The sequence below is a fragment of the Paraburkholderia phytofirmans PsJN genome, assembly GCF_000020125.1.
In the GTDB taxonomy this organism is placed as follows: domain Bacteria; phylum Pseudomonadota; class Gammaproteobacteria; order Burkholderiales; family Burkholderiaceae; genus Paraburkholderia; species Paraburkholderia phytofirmans.
Map to the genome: position 1 here is coordinate 3,136,262 of NC_010681.1, position 13,860 is coordinate 3,150,121.

Below are 13,860 nucleotides of genomic sequence, written 5' to 3' on the forward strand. Positions count from 1 at the left end.
GGAAACACCGCGCGGCACAGTATCAAGTGCGCGCGAACTGGCGCAGTTCCTCCTGATCCGCGGCTAGCGTGGCGGGCAATTCGTCGCGCAGGAACTCGACCCACGTGCGGATCTTGGCATCCAGATACTGCCTGGACGGGTACAACGCGTACAGATTCATTGGCTGCGACGTGTATTCCGGCAGCAGCCAAACGAGTTCGCCCTTTCGCAAACCGCTGATCGCCGAGTAGATCGGAATCAGGCCGACGCCCATGCCGCTCGACACCGCCACCGCCATGGCTTCGGCGACGTTCACCTGAAAGCTGGTCGCGCCCAGCGCAATGGTTTCCTCGCCGTTCGGGCCGTCGAAGATCCATTTTTCGGTCGGGAAGACCGGTGTGACCATTTGCAGACACTCGTGGCGGGTGAGGTCCGCCGGCGTTTGCGGCACGCCGTGCCGCTCCAGATAAGCGGGCGACGCGCACGCAATGCTGAACGCGCTGCCGAGCCGCTGCGACACCAGCCCCGAATCCGGCAGACTGGTGGCGAGCGTGAGCGACACGTCGAAGCCTTCATCGAGCAGATCGGGCATGCGCTGCGCGAGCGTCAATTCGATTTGCACGTCAGGGTAACGCTCCTGGTAGCGGCCGACGGCCGGCACCACGTAGTGCTGGCCAAAGCTCGTCATGGCGTGCACCTTCAGCTTGCCGGACGGGCGGGCATGGGCGTCGCTCGCCTCGGCCTCCGCCTGATCCACGTACGCGAGGATCTGTTCGCAGCGTTGCAGATAGCGCTCGCCGGCTTCGGTCAGCGCGATCCGGCGCGTCGTGCGGTTCAACAGGCGCGTGCGCAGATGCGCTTCCAGATCGGACACCGCGCGCGACGCGTAGGCCGTGGTCGTATTCAGATGCTGCGCGGCGCCCGTGAAGCTGCCTGCTTCGACGACCCGGACAAATACGCGCATGTTTTGAAGCGTATCCATAACTTTCCCTTGTGATCGGAAGCGATTGTTACACGATTCGCAAAGGCGATTGTCTCATATCGCGTAAGAATGCCTTGCATCTTTACCGGTTATTCCGCAATCAATCGAAAAATATAATGACGCACATGCTTCTATAGCCAATTTTGGAGGAAATCGTGCAGTCTCCGGTACAGAAAGGGATCGCCGCAGCCGCGGTTCTTACGATCCTATTAACAATCGCCGGCTGTGCAAGTACCGGAGGCGTTGCGCCGCAGGCCAGCGGAATCGAACCCGCTTCGCTCGACGCGGGCAACGCGATCCGCGCCGCCAACGCGGACGCCCAATGGCCCGCGCTCGACTGGTGGCGCGCCTATAACGATCCGCAACTGAACCAGTGGATCGAAGACGCGCAAGCGGGCAACCCGAGCCTCGCGGCCGCCCAGGCGCGCGTGCGCGAAGCCATGTCGATGGCCGGCGTCGCCCGCTCGGCGTTGTCGCCGCAAGTCAACGGCAGCCTGTCGATCCAGCGCCAGAAGTGGGCCGACAACCTTTATTACGGCCCGGGACCGCTGGCCGGCGAGCAGTCGTGGAACAACACCGGCACGCTCGGCCTGTCGTATCACCTCGACATCTGGGGCAAGGACAAGAACGCCGCAGAGCGCGCGCTCGACGCCGCGCACGCGAGTTCGGCCGATGCGCGCGCCGCCCAGCTCGAACTGGAAGGCAACGTGGTGCGCACGTACATCGAGATGTCGCTGAACTACGCGCTGCTCGATATCGCCAAGGCCACCTTGCAGCAACAGCAGCAGATCGTGGATCTGGCCAACCGGCGTCTGAAAGGCGGCATCGGCACGCAGCTCGAAGTGAGCCAGGCCGAAACGCCGCTGCCGGAATACGAACGCCAGATCGACGAAATCGAAGAGAAGATCGCGCTCGGCCGCAATCAGCTGGCGGCGCTGGCCGGCAAAGGTCCGGGCGCGGGCGATTCGATCCAGCGTCCGAGCCTGTCGCTCCAGATGGGGCCGGCCGGTCTGCCGAGCGCCTTGCCCGCGGACCTGATCGGCCATCGGCCGGACGTGGTCGCGGCGCGCTGGACCGTCGCGGCGCAAGCGCGCGGCATCGACGTCGCCAAGGCCGATTTCTATCCGGACATCAACCTGCTGGCGTCGATCGGCGGTTATGCGGCGATGGGGCCGCTGTTCCAGTTCCTGAAGAATCCGTCGCATAGCTGGAGCGCGGGGCCGGCGCTGTCGCTGCCGATCCTCGACGGCGGACGGTTGCGTTCGCAACTCGGCGCGGCGTCGGCGGGCTATGACGAAGCCGTCGAGCGCTATAACCAGTCGATTGTCGGCGCGCTCAAGGACATTTCCGATCAGGTGATCCGCATCCGTTCGCTCGCCACTCAAGCCGACGACGCCGACCGTTCGGTCGCGGCGGCCCGCAAGAATTACGATCTGTCGCGCGAAGGATATCGGCGCGGCCTGACTGACTACCTCAACGTGCTGATCGCGCAGAATCAGTTGCTGCGCGCGCAGGAAGGGGTCGCGAAGATTCAGGCCGAACGGCTGGGCGCGCATGCGTCGCTGGTCACCGCGTTGGGCGGTGGACTCGACGACCCGGCTAACGGTCCGCAGGCGAATGAGACGTTGCCGGCGCATGGGAAGGGGAAAGCGGCGGGTTCGGCCGTTGGCGGTTTGCCGGCGAATGGGGCGGCGGGTTCCAGCGCTGGGTCGATTTCGGCGAACACGGCGGTGAAGTCGAGCGCTGGGGCGATGTCCGCGAACACGGCGGTGAAGTCGAGCGCTGGGTCGATGCCGGCGAACACGGCGGCGAAGCCGAGCGCTGGGGCGATGTCGGTGAACACGGCGGCGAACTCGAACACTCTGTCCACGTCGCCAACGACACCAGCGAATTCACGCGCCGGATCAATACCCGCAAACGCGTCGGCGAGCACAAATGCCGCTCCCCGGTCGGCTAAGTCGGGAAGCTGATCATGTCCGCCTCCCCTGCCTCCGCCTCGCGGTCCGTGTTGACAGCGAAGTTCGCCGCGCTCTACGCGGCCGCCGCCGACTGGGCCCGCAACGACGGCCTCACGTGGATCTACCTTTTCAAAGCGCTGGCCGCCTGCTTCCTCGCGCTCGGCATTGCGATGAAGCTCGACCTGCCGCAGCCGCGCACCGCGATGACCACTGTGTTCATCGTGATGCAGCCGCAAAGCGGCATGGTGTTCGCGAAGAGCTTCTACCGGATCTGCGGCACTCTGGTCGGCCTTGTAGTGATGCTCGCGTTGATCGGCCTGTTCGCGCAGCAGCCCGAACTTTTCATCGTCACGACGGCGATCTGGGTCGGCATCTGTACCGCCGGCGCCGCGCGCAACCGCAACTTCCGCTCGTACGGTTTCGTGCTCGCCGGCTATACCGCCGCGCTAATCGGCATTCCCGCCTCGCAGCATCCGGACGGCGCGTTTCTGAGCGCGCTCACGCGGGTGGCCGAAGTGGTGGTCGGCATCGTTTGCGCGGGCGCGGTGAGCGGCCTCGTGTTTCCGCAGTTCGCCGGCTTGCAGATGCGCGGCACCGTGCGCGCGCGGTTCTCGGCGTTCGTCGAGTATGTGTCGGCGTCGCTCGCCGGCCGCAACGACCGCGCGCAAATCGAAGCGACCAATGCGCGCTTTGTCGCCGACATCGTCGGATTCGAAGCGGCGCGCAGCGTGGCCGTGTTCGAAGGCCCTGATTCGCGCATGCGCGGCGGACGTCTCGCGCGTCTGAACAGCGAGTTCATGACCGCGTCGACACGCTTTCACGCGCTGCATCAGTTGATGAACCGCTTGCGCAACACGAACACGAGCGGCGCGGCCACCGCGATCGACGCGCTCGAACCGTACTTCAAGGAAATCGCCCCGCTGCTCGAGAAGTCCGGCGAACCCGTGCTGAGCGCCGCCGACGCCGCGCACGCCGCCGCGCAACTCGAGGCCTACAAAGCCGAGTTGCCCAAACGCGTGCGGGCGACGCGCGCGCAACTGGAAGCGCATCCCGACGCGCCGCTGCTCGACTTCGACACCGGCGCTGAACTGCTGTACCGCTTCATCGACGATCTGCATGCGTATGCGGCCACGTACGCGTCGCTCGCCGTCGATACGCACGAGCGCGAGCGTTGGATCGAGCGTTACGAACCGAAGACGAACGCGATCGCGGCGGGCGTCGCGGGTGTGCGCGCCGCCCTCGTGATGATGGCGCTCGGCGCGTTCTGGATCGCGACCGCGTGGCCGAGCGGTTCGACCTTGACGCTGAATGCCGCGGCGGTTTGCGCGCTGGCGTCGTCGTCGCCGAATCCGAAGCGCACCGCATTCCAGATGGCCGGCGGCACCCTGGTCGCCACCGTGATGGGCATGATCGCGGTGTACGGCGTGTTTCCGCACATCGACGGCTTTCCGCTGCTGTGCGCCGCCCTCACGCCGTTCCTGCTGCTCGGCGTGTTCATGACGACGCGGCCCGCACTCGCCGGCTACGGGGTCGGCTATTGCATCTTCTTCTGTTTCCTGGCCGGCCCGGACAACGTGATTCACTACGACCCGAGCGCCTTCATGAACGACGCGATGGCGCTGGTGCTGTCCATGCTGGTGTCGTCGGTCGCGTTCGCGGTGTTGCTGCCGCCTTCGACTCCGTGGCTGCGCAACCGCCTGCTGGTGGACCTGCGCCGCCAGGTCGTGCTGGCGAGCCGCGCGGGCTTGCGTCGCGTGAGGTCGCGCTTCGAGAGCGGCGCGCGCGATCTGATGTTCCAGATCAACGCGCTCGCGCAGAACGAGCCCGAGTTGAAACGCGACACCTTGCGCTGGCTCTTCTCGGTGCTCGAAGTGGGCAACGCGGTGATCGACCTGCGCCGCGAAGTGGCGGCGCTGCCCGCCGACGCGCGCTATGCGAAGTCGATGCCGTGGCGCGTCGCGTTGCGTTCGATGCGCGATGCGCTGGCCGCGCTGTTCGAGCGGCCGCGTGAGGACCGCTTCGACCACGCGCTTGCCGCGACCGGCGACGCCATCGCCGCCGTCCAGCAGACGCTGGCCACTTTCACGCCGTCGCGTGAAGAACGGCATCGGCTGCAACGCATCTTGAGTCAACTGCATTTCATTCGTACCGCGCTGCTCGATCCGCAATCGCCGCTCGAACCGCTGATGAGCGGACGTGCCGACGCGTCAGAGGGAGTTCTTCATGCCACGTGATATCGCCGTTTTCGACGCCTACGTGCCGGCCATCGTGCTGCTGTTCATCGCGGGCGCCGCGCTTACCTGGGTGCTGGACCGCGTGATTGCCTATACGGGCGTGTATCGCGTGGTGTGGCATCCGTCCTTGTTCCGGGCCAGCTTGCTCGTGTGTGTGTGCGGCGTGCTGGGTCTCGCCGTTTATCGTTGATCAGAGTCGAAACATGACCATCCGAAATCTTGTGGGCTTCGTCGCGACAGCCGTTATTTTTATCGTCGCGATTTTGATTGGACGCGTGCTGTGGGTTCATTACATGGACGAACCGTGGACGCGCGATGGACGCGTGCGCGCCGAGATCGTGAATGTCGCGCCGGATGTTTCTGGCGCGGTTGTCGATCTGCCTGTGAAAGACAATCAATTGGTGAAGAAAGGCGATCTATTGATGCAGATCGATCCGTCGCATTATCAGATTGCGGTTGAGCAGGCGCAGGCTGCGGTGGCGGCGCGAAAGGCCGAGTTGCAGATGAAGCGCGATGATGCGCAGCGGCGCGCGGATATGGATGCGCTGGTTGTGTCTAAAGAGAGTCGTGAGAATGCGACTCATACGGCTTCGGCTGCGGAGGCTTCTTATCAGCAGGCTTTGGCTGCTCTGGATGCGGCTAAGTTGAATCTCGAGCGGACGCGGGTGGTGTCGCCGGTTGATGGGTATGTCACTAATCTCAGCGTGTTTCGGGGGGATTATGCGACTGCTGGCGCCGCCAAGCTGGCGATTGTCGATAGTCACTCGTTCTGGGTTTATGGGTATTTTGAGGAGACCAAGCTGCCTCATGTTCGGGTCGGGGACAAGGCCGAAGTTCGGTTGATGAGTGGTGGCACCCTGCAAGGGCACGTCGAGAGTATTTCTCGTGGGATCTATGATCGGGATAATCCGGAGAGCCGGGAGTTGCTGGCTGATGTGAATCCTACTTTTAATTGGGTTCGGTTGGCGCAGCGCGTTCCTGTGAGGGTTAGGATAGATTCGGTGCCCGATGATGTTGTGCTTGCTGCTGGGATTACCTGTACTGTTGTTGTTATGCCGGCAGGTGGGAAGGTTGCTGGGTGAATTGTTCGGATTTCTAAGGTGTTGGCCTTTCCTTGAATTGCTTTTGGTCTATTAGCATTGCCCCTGTGCGGGGCGGCACCTACTTCTCTTTGCCGCCGCAAAGAGAAGTAGGCAAGAGAAAGCGGCTCACACCGCTAATTCTTAAGTGGGTCCCTCGCGCAGCGACGGTAGTGGTGCATCTGGAATCAGTGATCTCGCGCATTCGGCGTCAGTGACAAAGGGCTCATTCTTCCGGCGGCGCTGCGCGCGCCGTCGCGGTCCGCGCTACCTTCCCGCCCTTCGGCAATGACGAACGTGTAGGGCGCAAACTTTCGGCTGGTCACCAGATCACCCTTGCGCGCAATCGAAATTTCCTCGCGCCCCCATGTTGAAGAGAGGCTGCCGGATATGACCTCGCCTCCATGACTCGTCGTATCACCCACGTTCATGTCCGCACGCTCATTCAGCATGATCTCCCGCTCAATTCCCGGATGCGCTGGACGAAGACTCCAGCGCTTTGATCGGCGGGTCTTGGTAGTTCGTGTCGATGGTGTAGCCCTGGCTTCCCAATGCTGCCTCTGTTTTGAGGCGCTCCGCGTGGTACTTCTTCAACTCTGCAGGAAGCAGTGTCTTCCAGCGATGAATTTTTTCTGCGTTCCCCGGGAAATACCCCAGACCATAAAAGGCATATTCGCTCTTTATATCTACGGTCAGCAGATAGGTGCTCTTCCCGACGAAACCCCCCATATTGCTCTCAACAAGAGAGATCTCGAGATACACCCCATCGGCATAGAAAATCCATCTTGGATCATGTCGCAACATCGCATTCCATTCCTCTTGCGTTGGCGCGTATTCCGAATCCAGGGAATAAATGGCAACGGGAAATGACGAGCCGTAGAGCCACGCCGCTCGGCCCCGAAGGCGAGGATCGCCGACATCAATATAGCGATTCCATCCAAGAGATCGCAGCTGTGCCAACAATTTCAAAACCCGGTCTCGCGCGGCCTCGTGCGTATCAGCCTGTTCGGAACTGACACCAAAACTGATGTTCCACTTGTAAATTCCCTCTGGCACATCCTTGTCAGCGAAAGCGAGAATCGACAATACGTTATCGATCATCAAGCTCCGGTTATTATCGACGAACTCTACAGTGCCGAGATGACCCCTGGTCCACTCACGCTGGTAGAACCTCGCCCCTGTTGGATGATCGTCGATGGACGAGCCAGGGCCGTTCAGGTCACTGTTCTGAGGCTTGCCAAGCCGGATAAGGGTAGGTGATTGGGACATGGTGTGGCCGTCGGGGAACGAGGAAGGGAGACATCTGTTGTGCGCAACCATCAGCACGCCAAGCAAAAATGCGCCGAGGATTAACGTTTTGGAAAGGACGATCCTCATGAATTATCCGGCCTATCGCCCCAGTTCCGAATATCTTTGAGATAGCCGATCATGGTTTCCCGCCTGTCACCTTGCATCAGTCCGTGATATTTCATTGCAGCCTTCTGAATCCAGTCCATTCGTTTCTGGTAATCCTGCAAAACCAGTCTGTCTGGAGCATTGGATTGGAATTCGGCATCGTCCGTTGTATCGCCTGATGTAAGTACCAGTTGGAGATTTGGCACCAAGGCTCGAAGAAGGAGCGATAGCGCAATATCTGAGCCGTCCGACAGACCGTATCGCATTGCTTCCATCGAAGAATGGATCGCTGTGTCGTCAGAGGCCGACAGCGCCACTCGCTGCATGTTGAGCCATCGTTGAAACGCCGGTTCGTCATATATCAGACCCTGCAACACCTCTCCTTGTTCGTGCTTGGCAATGGCTAGCAAATGGGAAAAGGCGATGGCAGGACGAGCTTTGTCGGCCGCTTTCTCCCATTGATTTACAGCAGCAAACCCGTCACCAACCAGCGAGGTGTGCCTGAGATATCCCAGCCTGAATTTCTTCAGTCCGGTGTCGCCATCAATTTCGCAGGGAATTTTGTCGATCGATTCAGCATGACTCTTTTGTCTTGTGAAATTAGTCGCGACCTGATCGACAAAATTCCTGCTGTCGCGTGACTGTGCACATTTTTCGAAGGTGTCAGCTCCGGCGGCATAGCCATAGAACCATGGCAGCACGTCGTTGAAGAGCCAAAGATTGCCCCGGCCCAAGCCCGCGCGCAACTCGGACCATCGTGCGCCGTATTTGACACGCCATAGCGCGAGCGTCGCCGCAACCTGCTTGGACGCGAACGCACCCAAACCTAGCCAGTAAAAGCGGCCAACAAAATTGCCCTTGCTGCCGCCCTTGGCGCCCAGGTGAAAATCTTCAAGAAACACGCGTGCATAAGCTGCGGCAATGCGTCTTGCCCGTACCTCCGGGTCGGTAACAAACGCTGGCGCTTCCTTCTCAAGCTGCGTACCTGAAACCTGTGGGTCGTCCTCGCGGTAGTCTGGCATGTGATTGTGGACCGGCGCATGTGTCACGATCTGCCGCATCGCAAACTGCTGCGCAAGCGACCAGATGACATCGCAACTGCACTGCGCGTCGACACAAGTATTCGGCTGTGGATTTGTCGTGGCGGTCGCTGTCAGATTCTCTGCCAAATGATTCCCCTTATTGTGGACTCGGTGTTACACACTGGAATTTTCACGAGCGGCGGAAAACTCATCCCAGTGCAACTGGAACGTTGCGCTTTCCTGCTCCGCGGTATTCAGGGCCGGTGAAGTTCCGCGACTATCCGTTCTGAAAATATGTCCGCCCGATTGCGTAGTGAGCCGGTAGTCCACGCCAGGAAGTGGTTGACCGGTTGGTGAGAGCGTACGGAACATCTGGTCGTTCGCCTGCACGTCGGGCAGTCCATCCGCGCTCACCCCCATCGGCTTCGGAGGCAGGTTTTTCACCTCGGCGTTCACCTCGTAGACACCGCCACCCACCTTGATCTTGCCGTTCTTCAGGCTGATATAGCTGTCGCCACCGTGAAGCATCACTTCTTCCGTTGCCTTGATCGTGATGCGGTTTGCACTTTGGGTAATGTCGAGTTTTGCCAGCAGATTCAGGTTCTTTCTCAGCGCGGAAATATTGATGTCCTCGGCATACGAAATAATGCGGATGCCAAACTGGTAGGCGAACAGCCTGACCGCATTGCGTGCTGCGGCGAACAGGCTGCCTCCTGTGCTGATGCTCGTATGCTTGCCGCTCGTCAAGGCGATATTCTTGCCGCCGTGCACATGGGCATTACTGGTCGCGGTCGCGGCAATGTCGGCGGCGGCGGCAAGCACCAGATGCGGCTTCGATGGGCATCCCAGCCCATCGTGGCCGGCGTCACCAATTTCCGTCCCCAACGCCTTCAGAGACTGACCCAGGGCGCTACGATCCTGCGACACTTGCGCACCCGCCTGAACAGCCGCTGCCGCCAGCACGTCATGCTGCTCCGCTGCCTCGACCAGACGCTGCACCGTCTCACCGCGATCCAGCGCCGGCGCCCGCGCACCGCTGCGGGATTCGGTGGTAATTAGCAGGCTCCCGTTCGCCCGCGCAACGCCGTGCGCATCGGTGGCCAGTTCAAATCCCTCGCCACGTGCTTCGCTACGCCCCTTGCGCCGGTCAATGCGCGTATTGCTGCCGACTACCAGGCGCGACTGCGCGTGGTCGCTCGCCACCTGTACCTGGAGCTTGCCAGGTGTGTCGTCCGTGACGACGCTGTTCGTCGCCGGCCCCTCCAGGTCCTCGCTCAGCCAGCCCGAAAGCGCCTGGTTGGCGGGCAGCGGCCAAGGCGGCTCGTGGAACTGGTTCACGTGCCGGCCCGCAATATAGGGCTTGTCCGGGTCGTTATCGTGATAGCCGATGACGACCTCGTGGCCAACCCGCGGGATATAGATCGCGCCGTAGCTCGCGCCCTGCCACGGCGAGGAGACCCGCACCCAGCAACTTGAATCCTGGTCCTGCTTGCCCTCGCGGTCCCAAGGAAACGAGACTTTCGCCCGACCATACTTGTCAGTCCAGATTTTTGACGAGGAATAGCCTGTCACGACCGCTACCTCGCCTTGCGAGCGCGGCTTCTTCGCCTTCTGCGGTGTACGGAAATACGTGCTGGCGGGTTGCACCGTAAATTGCGTATCGCAGGTGTAGTTGCGTTGCAGTGCGCCCTGGTTCGACACCGTATCGTTGTTGACGATCTCGATCTTCGTGGAGACGACGAGGTATTCGCCATCGCCCGGTGCGAGCGGATAGCCTTCCAGGTGGAACGTGTGGCCTACCCTCAGCCCGCGCATGTTGCCGCGCCCCTTGCCACGCAGGCTCTTTGCACGCTTCGCCTCGAGCCGCACGCGGGCGAGATGTTCACCCTCGAAATCGACTTCATTGGGCTGCGCCGCGGTTCCCATCGCGCCCGCCAGCGGCTGAGAGTAATCCCCCCAGGCATAGTGCTCGATATTGTCATTCGCGCGCTCGCGGTAGTCCGAATCCTTCGCGGCCAGGTCCGCACGCGACTGCGTATAGTCGTAGTCGGTCACGCTCACCTTGCCCGTGGTCAGGGCGCGCGCAATCTCGAACTGGTGAATATGTTCCTCGTCGATGCGCTGGCCACCGCGCTCCAGATAACGCAGCGTTTCGTATGCGGGGCCGTGCTTTCTGTATGCGCTGGTGGAATCGCACAGGACCAGTCTCAAACCCTCGTAAAAGAACGTGATGCCCCATTCCTGCCATAGCCGATTCAGATAGCCCCAGTCTGACTCCCAGTACATCCGCTGGTAGTCGCGTTTCGGATATTGCCGCCCAAATCCAAGACCCGACAGGCGCAGTTCGTAGGGGAATGGATACTTCTTCAGGATCAGTTCGGATATTTCCTTGACGGTCTTGTCTTGGAAGAGTCTTGAATCCTGGTTCAAGGTCGCGAGCCACAGCCACGGGCGAATCCGCAACCGGTAGAACGCCCGCCGCGTATCGGCCCCAACGCACTGCGCCGAGACGATCAGGCCGGTGATCTCGCGTACATCCGCGCCAACGTTCACCAACGGGGCCGTGCCATTTCGACCGACCTGCCAGGTGCCGCTTCCTTCAATAGCAATCCTGACCGTCACTTGCCTGCCGACGAGCTCATCCACTTTGACCAGCGCCTGCGCCTCATGCACGCTCAGACTGGCATGCTCCTTCGTCGCAACTTCGACCGTGTAGTCGTAGAGTTTGCCGAGCTTTTCGGTGCCCTTCACGCGCGACACCGTAAAAAGGCATTCGGCCTGCCACTTCGGCAGGCCCGCGCTGACAATCTCCAGCGTGCGGGACGGGTCAATCCATGATGACATGCGTGTCTCCGTGTTGAATCAGGGAAGATAGTCAGAACACGCCGCGCGTGCCCCGTCGCGGTGGCCAGCTCGCGATGCGGCCACGCTGCTTTGAATACAGCACGGTGGTCGTGAACGAGTGCGTGGAGACATGCCGCGCGACGTAGTGCTCCAGCACCAGCGCGAGGGTGTAGGGGCTCACGCCATCGAAACCGCTTTCATCGAAGGTGAAGCAGCACTCAATGCAGCGTCCGAAAACGAATGGGCCGTCGCCCGGCAACTTACGGTTGACCGGCGTCGCCGTGGCGCTCAACAGGCACTCGACTTGCCGCGCCAGAACACCCGCATCCGGCGTCACATAGAGCCGCAGGCGGCGACGTACTCCGTCGCCGGAATGTGGCTCGATGTCGTGATCGCCGCATCGGTCGTCGAACATTCCATAATTGAGATTTAACTGGCTCATCAGTTGCCAGGCGAGATCGTGGCGGGCGAGGGGCGACTTCGGCGCTGACGGTGCACGCACCAGTCCCACGCTGGCCACCGGCTTCGATCCGTCGAGCGTGAGGTCGTCCCGGCCATTGCAGTCGAGCAGCGAGGGCAGGTCGCGGTTGGTGAGCCACGCATCGAGCGACAGGGAACGGATGCGGCTTTCATTGGACCGGCCCTCGCCATTCACGAGCGAGATGAACGTCTGCGTTTCGGTGAAGGGGCGGCGTGTGCCGTACTGCCGCTCGCTGCCCGTGTTTCGGCACAACTCGCGGCGCAGAGAGAAGTAATGTCCTGCGCTGGCGTCGCGCTCTTCAAACGATCCGTCCCAAGGCTTGAACCGCACGTCATCGCTGTCGTCCTCCGAAACCTGGCCATGCGCGACATCGACCGATCGCAGATCGAAGTCGGCAGGCGCGTCCGGCACCGGCACAAGCCGCTGGGGAGCGCTATCCTCCGGGTCGATTTCGAGATGCTTCGTGCGCCAGGGAAACAGGTTGATGACGGGTGTGCAAAAGAGCGCAACATGTGACGCATCCACCGCGTCTAGCAGCGCCCCGGGCGCGCGGTTGAGCAGGATGACGATTTCGATGGCATTCCCCTCGACTGCCCTCAGGCCCTGCGCCAGCCCCGTCAGCGCAAAAAACCAGAAGCGCGCCGGACACGCGAAGTATTCCTGCACGAGACCATGTCCGTGCAGGCTGCGCGGCACGTCGGGCAGCACCGCCTGCTGCGGGTCAAGTCCCTCGTGAACGACCGCACCACGCGTCACTCCGTACAGCCGTCCCTCCGTGAACCGACCTGGCGCCGCCATGACGGTAGCGACGCTCGAAGTGTGGAGCAGTTCGAACAGGTGCGATGCGGTGCGCTCATCGCCGGTGAGATACACCGGGAGCCGCGCCAGCTCCCCGAGACTGGCAATTGAGGTACCGTTGGTCGTTTCCAGCGTGAGGCGCAACGCGCCATGCACCGGCTGGCCGTCCGGCACGTAGAAGTCAAGGGAGGGTATGTCGGATGGAACCAGCGTGACCCGCGCAAGATTGATTCGCAGCGGATAGACTGTCACGTCCTGGCTGCTGCGGAACACGCACGGTGTTTTCTCCCCCTCAGGCGGGCGTGATGTAAAGGCCGTGCCGCGCGGAATAAGAAATCCCTGGCCGAGGTGGCCGCTTTCGTGACCCGGGTACAGGCGGGCCACGCTGATAGACGGAGTCTGCCGGACATAGTTCGGATAAACCGTCTCCAGCAGCGGCTGCATCAGTTCGGGAAACGCCGTATCAAGGCGCATCCGCATGCGTGCGGTCACGAACGACGACGCCTGGAGCAACCGCTCGACGTAGGGATCAGCCGTCTCGCCTGCATGCATGCCGAGGCGCTTTGCCACCTTTGGATGCTGTTCCGCGAACTCCTGCGCCAGTTCCCGCATATAGAGCAGTTCGCCCGTGTAGTAGTCGAGCAGTTCCGGGTCTGTAAGAGATCGATGCGGCTTGGTCATGTCTTTCGTACTTTTTCCATCGGGGTTGCGCGCGCAATATTTAGCTATCCATATTTAACATCCGATCAGGCTGGGCGCAATTTTTGAGATCGGCGTGAGGAAACACCACGACACGCCTGCCCGTATTTCGTATCGATGGAGCCTGGTCTCTAAAGACGGATATCCGACGACGCTGTCAGTCAGCGGCGAAATTGTCGTGGAAATTTCTGCGACTGATAGGGATGTGCGGCTCCCCAATCGCGATAAGACCAAGATGGGCCCCGCTACCATTCTCGGCACGGCGATAGCGAAGCGCGATCTTGCAGCTTTGACCGACCTCCCCCATCAAGCTCACGGCAAGCATGCCGTCAATGGTGAATACCAAAACGAAAACGCAGATTAGTCGGCGAGCTATTTATGCATCGAAT

At 61.3% G+C, this 13,860-nt stretch carries 11 protein-coding genes; 5 read left to right on the plus strand and 6 right to left on the minus strand.

Features of this window, described 5'->3' with window-relative positions:
* Positions 1–22: 22 nt before the first annotated feature.
* Positions 23–961, minus strand: coding sequence for a LysR family transcriptional regulator (locus BPHYT_RS13765; protein WP_012433764.1), 939 nt, complete (start codon positions 959–961; stop codon positions 23–25).
* Between the two features lie 155 nt (positions 962–1,116).
* Here BPHYT_RS13765 and BPHYT_RS13770 point away from each other — a divergent pair, with 155 nt between their 5' ends.
* The 4 genes from BPHYT_RS13770 to BPHYT_RS13785 are packed head-to-tail and all read left to right on the plus strand — an operon-like array spanning position 1,117 to position 6,235.
* A complete protein-coding gene (locus BPHYT_RS13770; RefSeq protein WP_012433765.1) occupies positions 1,117–2,931 on the plus strand; it encodes an efflux transporter outer membrane subunit in 1,815 nt (604 codons plus the stop codon).
* A gap of 2 nt (positions 2,932–2,933) precedes the next feature.
* Positions 2,934–5,153, plus strand: a complete 2,220-nt coding sequence (locus tag BPHYT_RS13775; protein ID WP_012433766.1) for an FUSC family protein — start codon at positions 2,934–2,936, stop codon at positions 5,151–5,153.
* Positions 5,143–5,343 carry a DUF1656 domain-containing protein gene (locus BPHYT_RS13780; protein WP_012433767.1) on the plus strand — a complete coding sequence of 67 codons (201 nt, stop codon included), beginning with the start codon at positions 5,143–5,145 and terminating at the stop codon, positions 5,341–5,343. Before BPHYT_RS13775 ends, BPHYT_RS13780 begins: the two co-directional genes overlap by 11 nt.
* Positions 5,344–5,356: 13 nt before the next feature.
* Positions 5,357–6,235, plus strand: coding sequence for an efflux RND transporter periplasmic adaptor subunit (locus BPHYT_RS13785; RefSeq protein WP_012433768.1), 879 nt, complete (start codon positions 5,357–5,359; stop codon positions 6,233–6,235).
* Between the two features lie 185 nt (positions 6,236–6,420).
* Here BPHYT_RS13785 and BPHYT_RS13790 read toward each other — a convergent pair whose 3' ends face one another.
* Genes BPHYT_RS13790 through tssF form a run of 5 tightly spaced genes read right to left on the minus strand, consistent with a single transcriptional unit; the run spans position 6,421 to position 13,453 of the window.
* Positions 6,421–6,663, minus strand: coding sequence for a PAAR domain-containing protein (locus BPHYT_RS13790; protein ID WP_238535657.1), 243 nt, complete (start codon positions 6,661–6,663; stop codon positions 6,421–6,423).
* A gap of 31 nt (positions 6,664–6,694) precedes the next feature.
* Positions 6,695–7,609, minus strand: a complete 915-nt coding sequence (locus BPHYT_RS13795; protein WP_012433770.1) for a hypothetical protein — start codon at positions 7,607–7,609, stop codon at positions 6,695–6,697.
* The gene (locus BPHYT_RS13800; RefSeq protein ID WP_012433771.1) at positions 7,606–8,796 is read right to left on the minus strand and encodes a DUF2515 family protein; all 1,191 of its coding nucleotides are present in this window, start codon (positions 8,794–8,796) and stop codon (positions 7,606–7,608) included. Before BPHYT_RS13800 ends, BPHYT_RS13795 begins: the two co-directional genes overlap by 4 nt.
* Positions 8,797–8,823: 27 nt before the next feature.
* A complete protein-coding gene (locus BPHYT_RS13805) occupies positions 8,824–11,493 on the minus strand; it encodes a type VI secretion system Vgr family protein (RefSeq protein WP_012433772.1) in 2,670 nt (889 codons plus the stop codon).
* Between the two features lie 31 nt (positions 11,494–11,524).
* Positions 11,525–13,453, minus strand: coding sequence for a type VI secretion system baseplate subunit TssF (gene tssF, locus BPHYT_RS13810; protein ID WP_012433773.1), 1,929 nt, complete (start codon positions 13,451–13,453; stop codon positions 11,525–11,527).
* A 94-nt stretch (positions 13,454–13,547) separates the two neighbouring features.
* Here tssF and BPHYT_RS38200 point away from each other — a divergent pair, with 94 nt between their 5' ends.
* Entirely contained in the window at positions 13,548–13,835 is a 288-nt protein-coding gene (locus tag BPHYT_RS38200) for a hypothetical protein (RefSeq protein WP_012433774.1), read from the plus strand.
* The last annotated feature ends 25 nt before the right edge of the window (positions 13,836–13,860 follow it).

What these genes read in the sequence shown, in the direction of transcription:
- BPHYT_RS13765 (WP_012433764.1), bottom strand. Translation starts at nt 961, where the DNA reads ATGGATACGCTTCAAAACATGCGCGTATTTGTCCGGGTCGTCGAAGCA.
- BPHYT_RS13775 (WP_012433766.1), top strand. Translation starts at nt 2,934, where the DNA reads ATGTCCGCCTCCCCTGCCTCCGCCTCGCGGTCCGTGTTGACAGCGAAG.
- BPHYT_RS13780 (WP_012433767.1), top strand. Translation starts at nt 5,143, where the DNA reads ATGCCACGTGATATCGCCGTTTTCGACGCCTACGTGCCGGCCATCGTG.
- BPHYT_RS13785 (WP_012433768.1), top strand. Translation starts at nt 5,357, where the DNA reads ATGACCATCCGAAATCTTGTGGGCTTCGTCGCGACAGCCGTTATTTTT.
- BPHYT_RS13790 (WP_238535657.1), bottom strand. Translation starts at nt 6,663, where the DNA reads ATGAACGTGGGTGATACGACGAGTCATGGAGGCGAGGTCATATCCGGC.
- BPHYT_RS13795 (WP_012433770.1), bottom strand. Translation starts at nt 7,609, where the DNA reads ATGAGGATCGTCCTTTCCAAAACGTTAATCCTCGGCGCATTTTTGCTT.
- BPHYT_RS13805 (WP_012433772.1), bottom strand. Translation starts at nt 11,493, where the DNA reads ATGTCATCATGGATTGACCCGTCCCGCACGCTGGAGATTGTCAGCGCG.
- tssF (WP_012433773.1), bottom strand. Translation starts at nt 13,453, where the DNA reads ATGACCAAGCCGCATCGATCTCTTACAGACCCGGAACTGCTCGACTAC.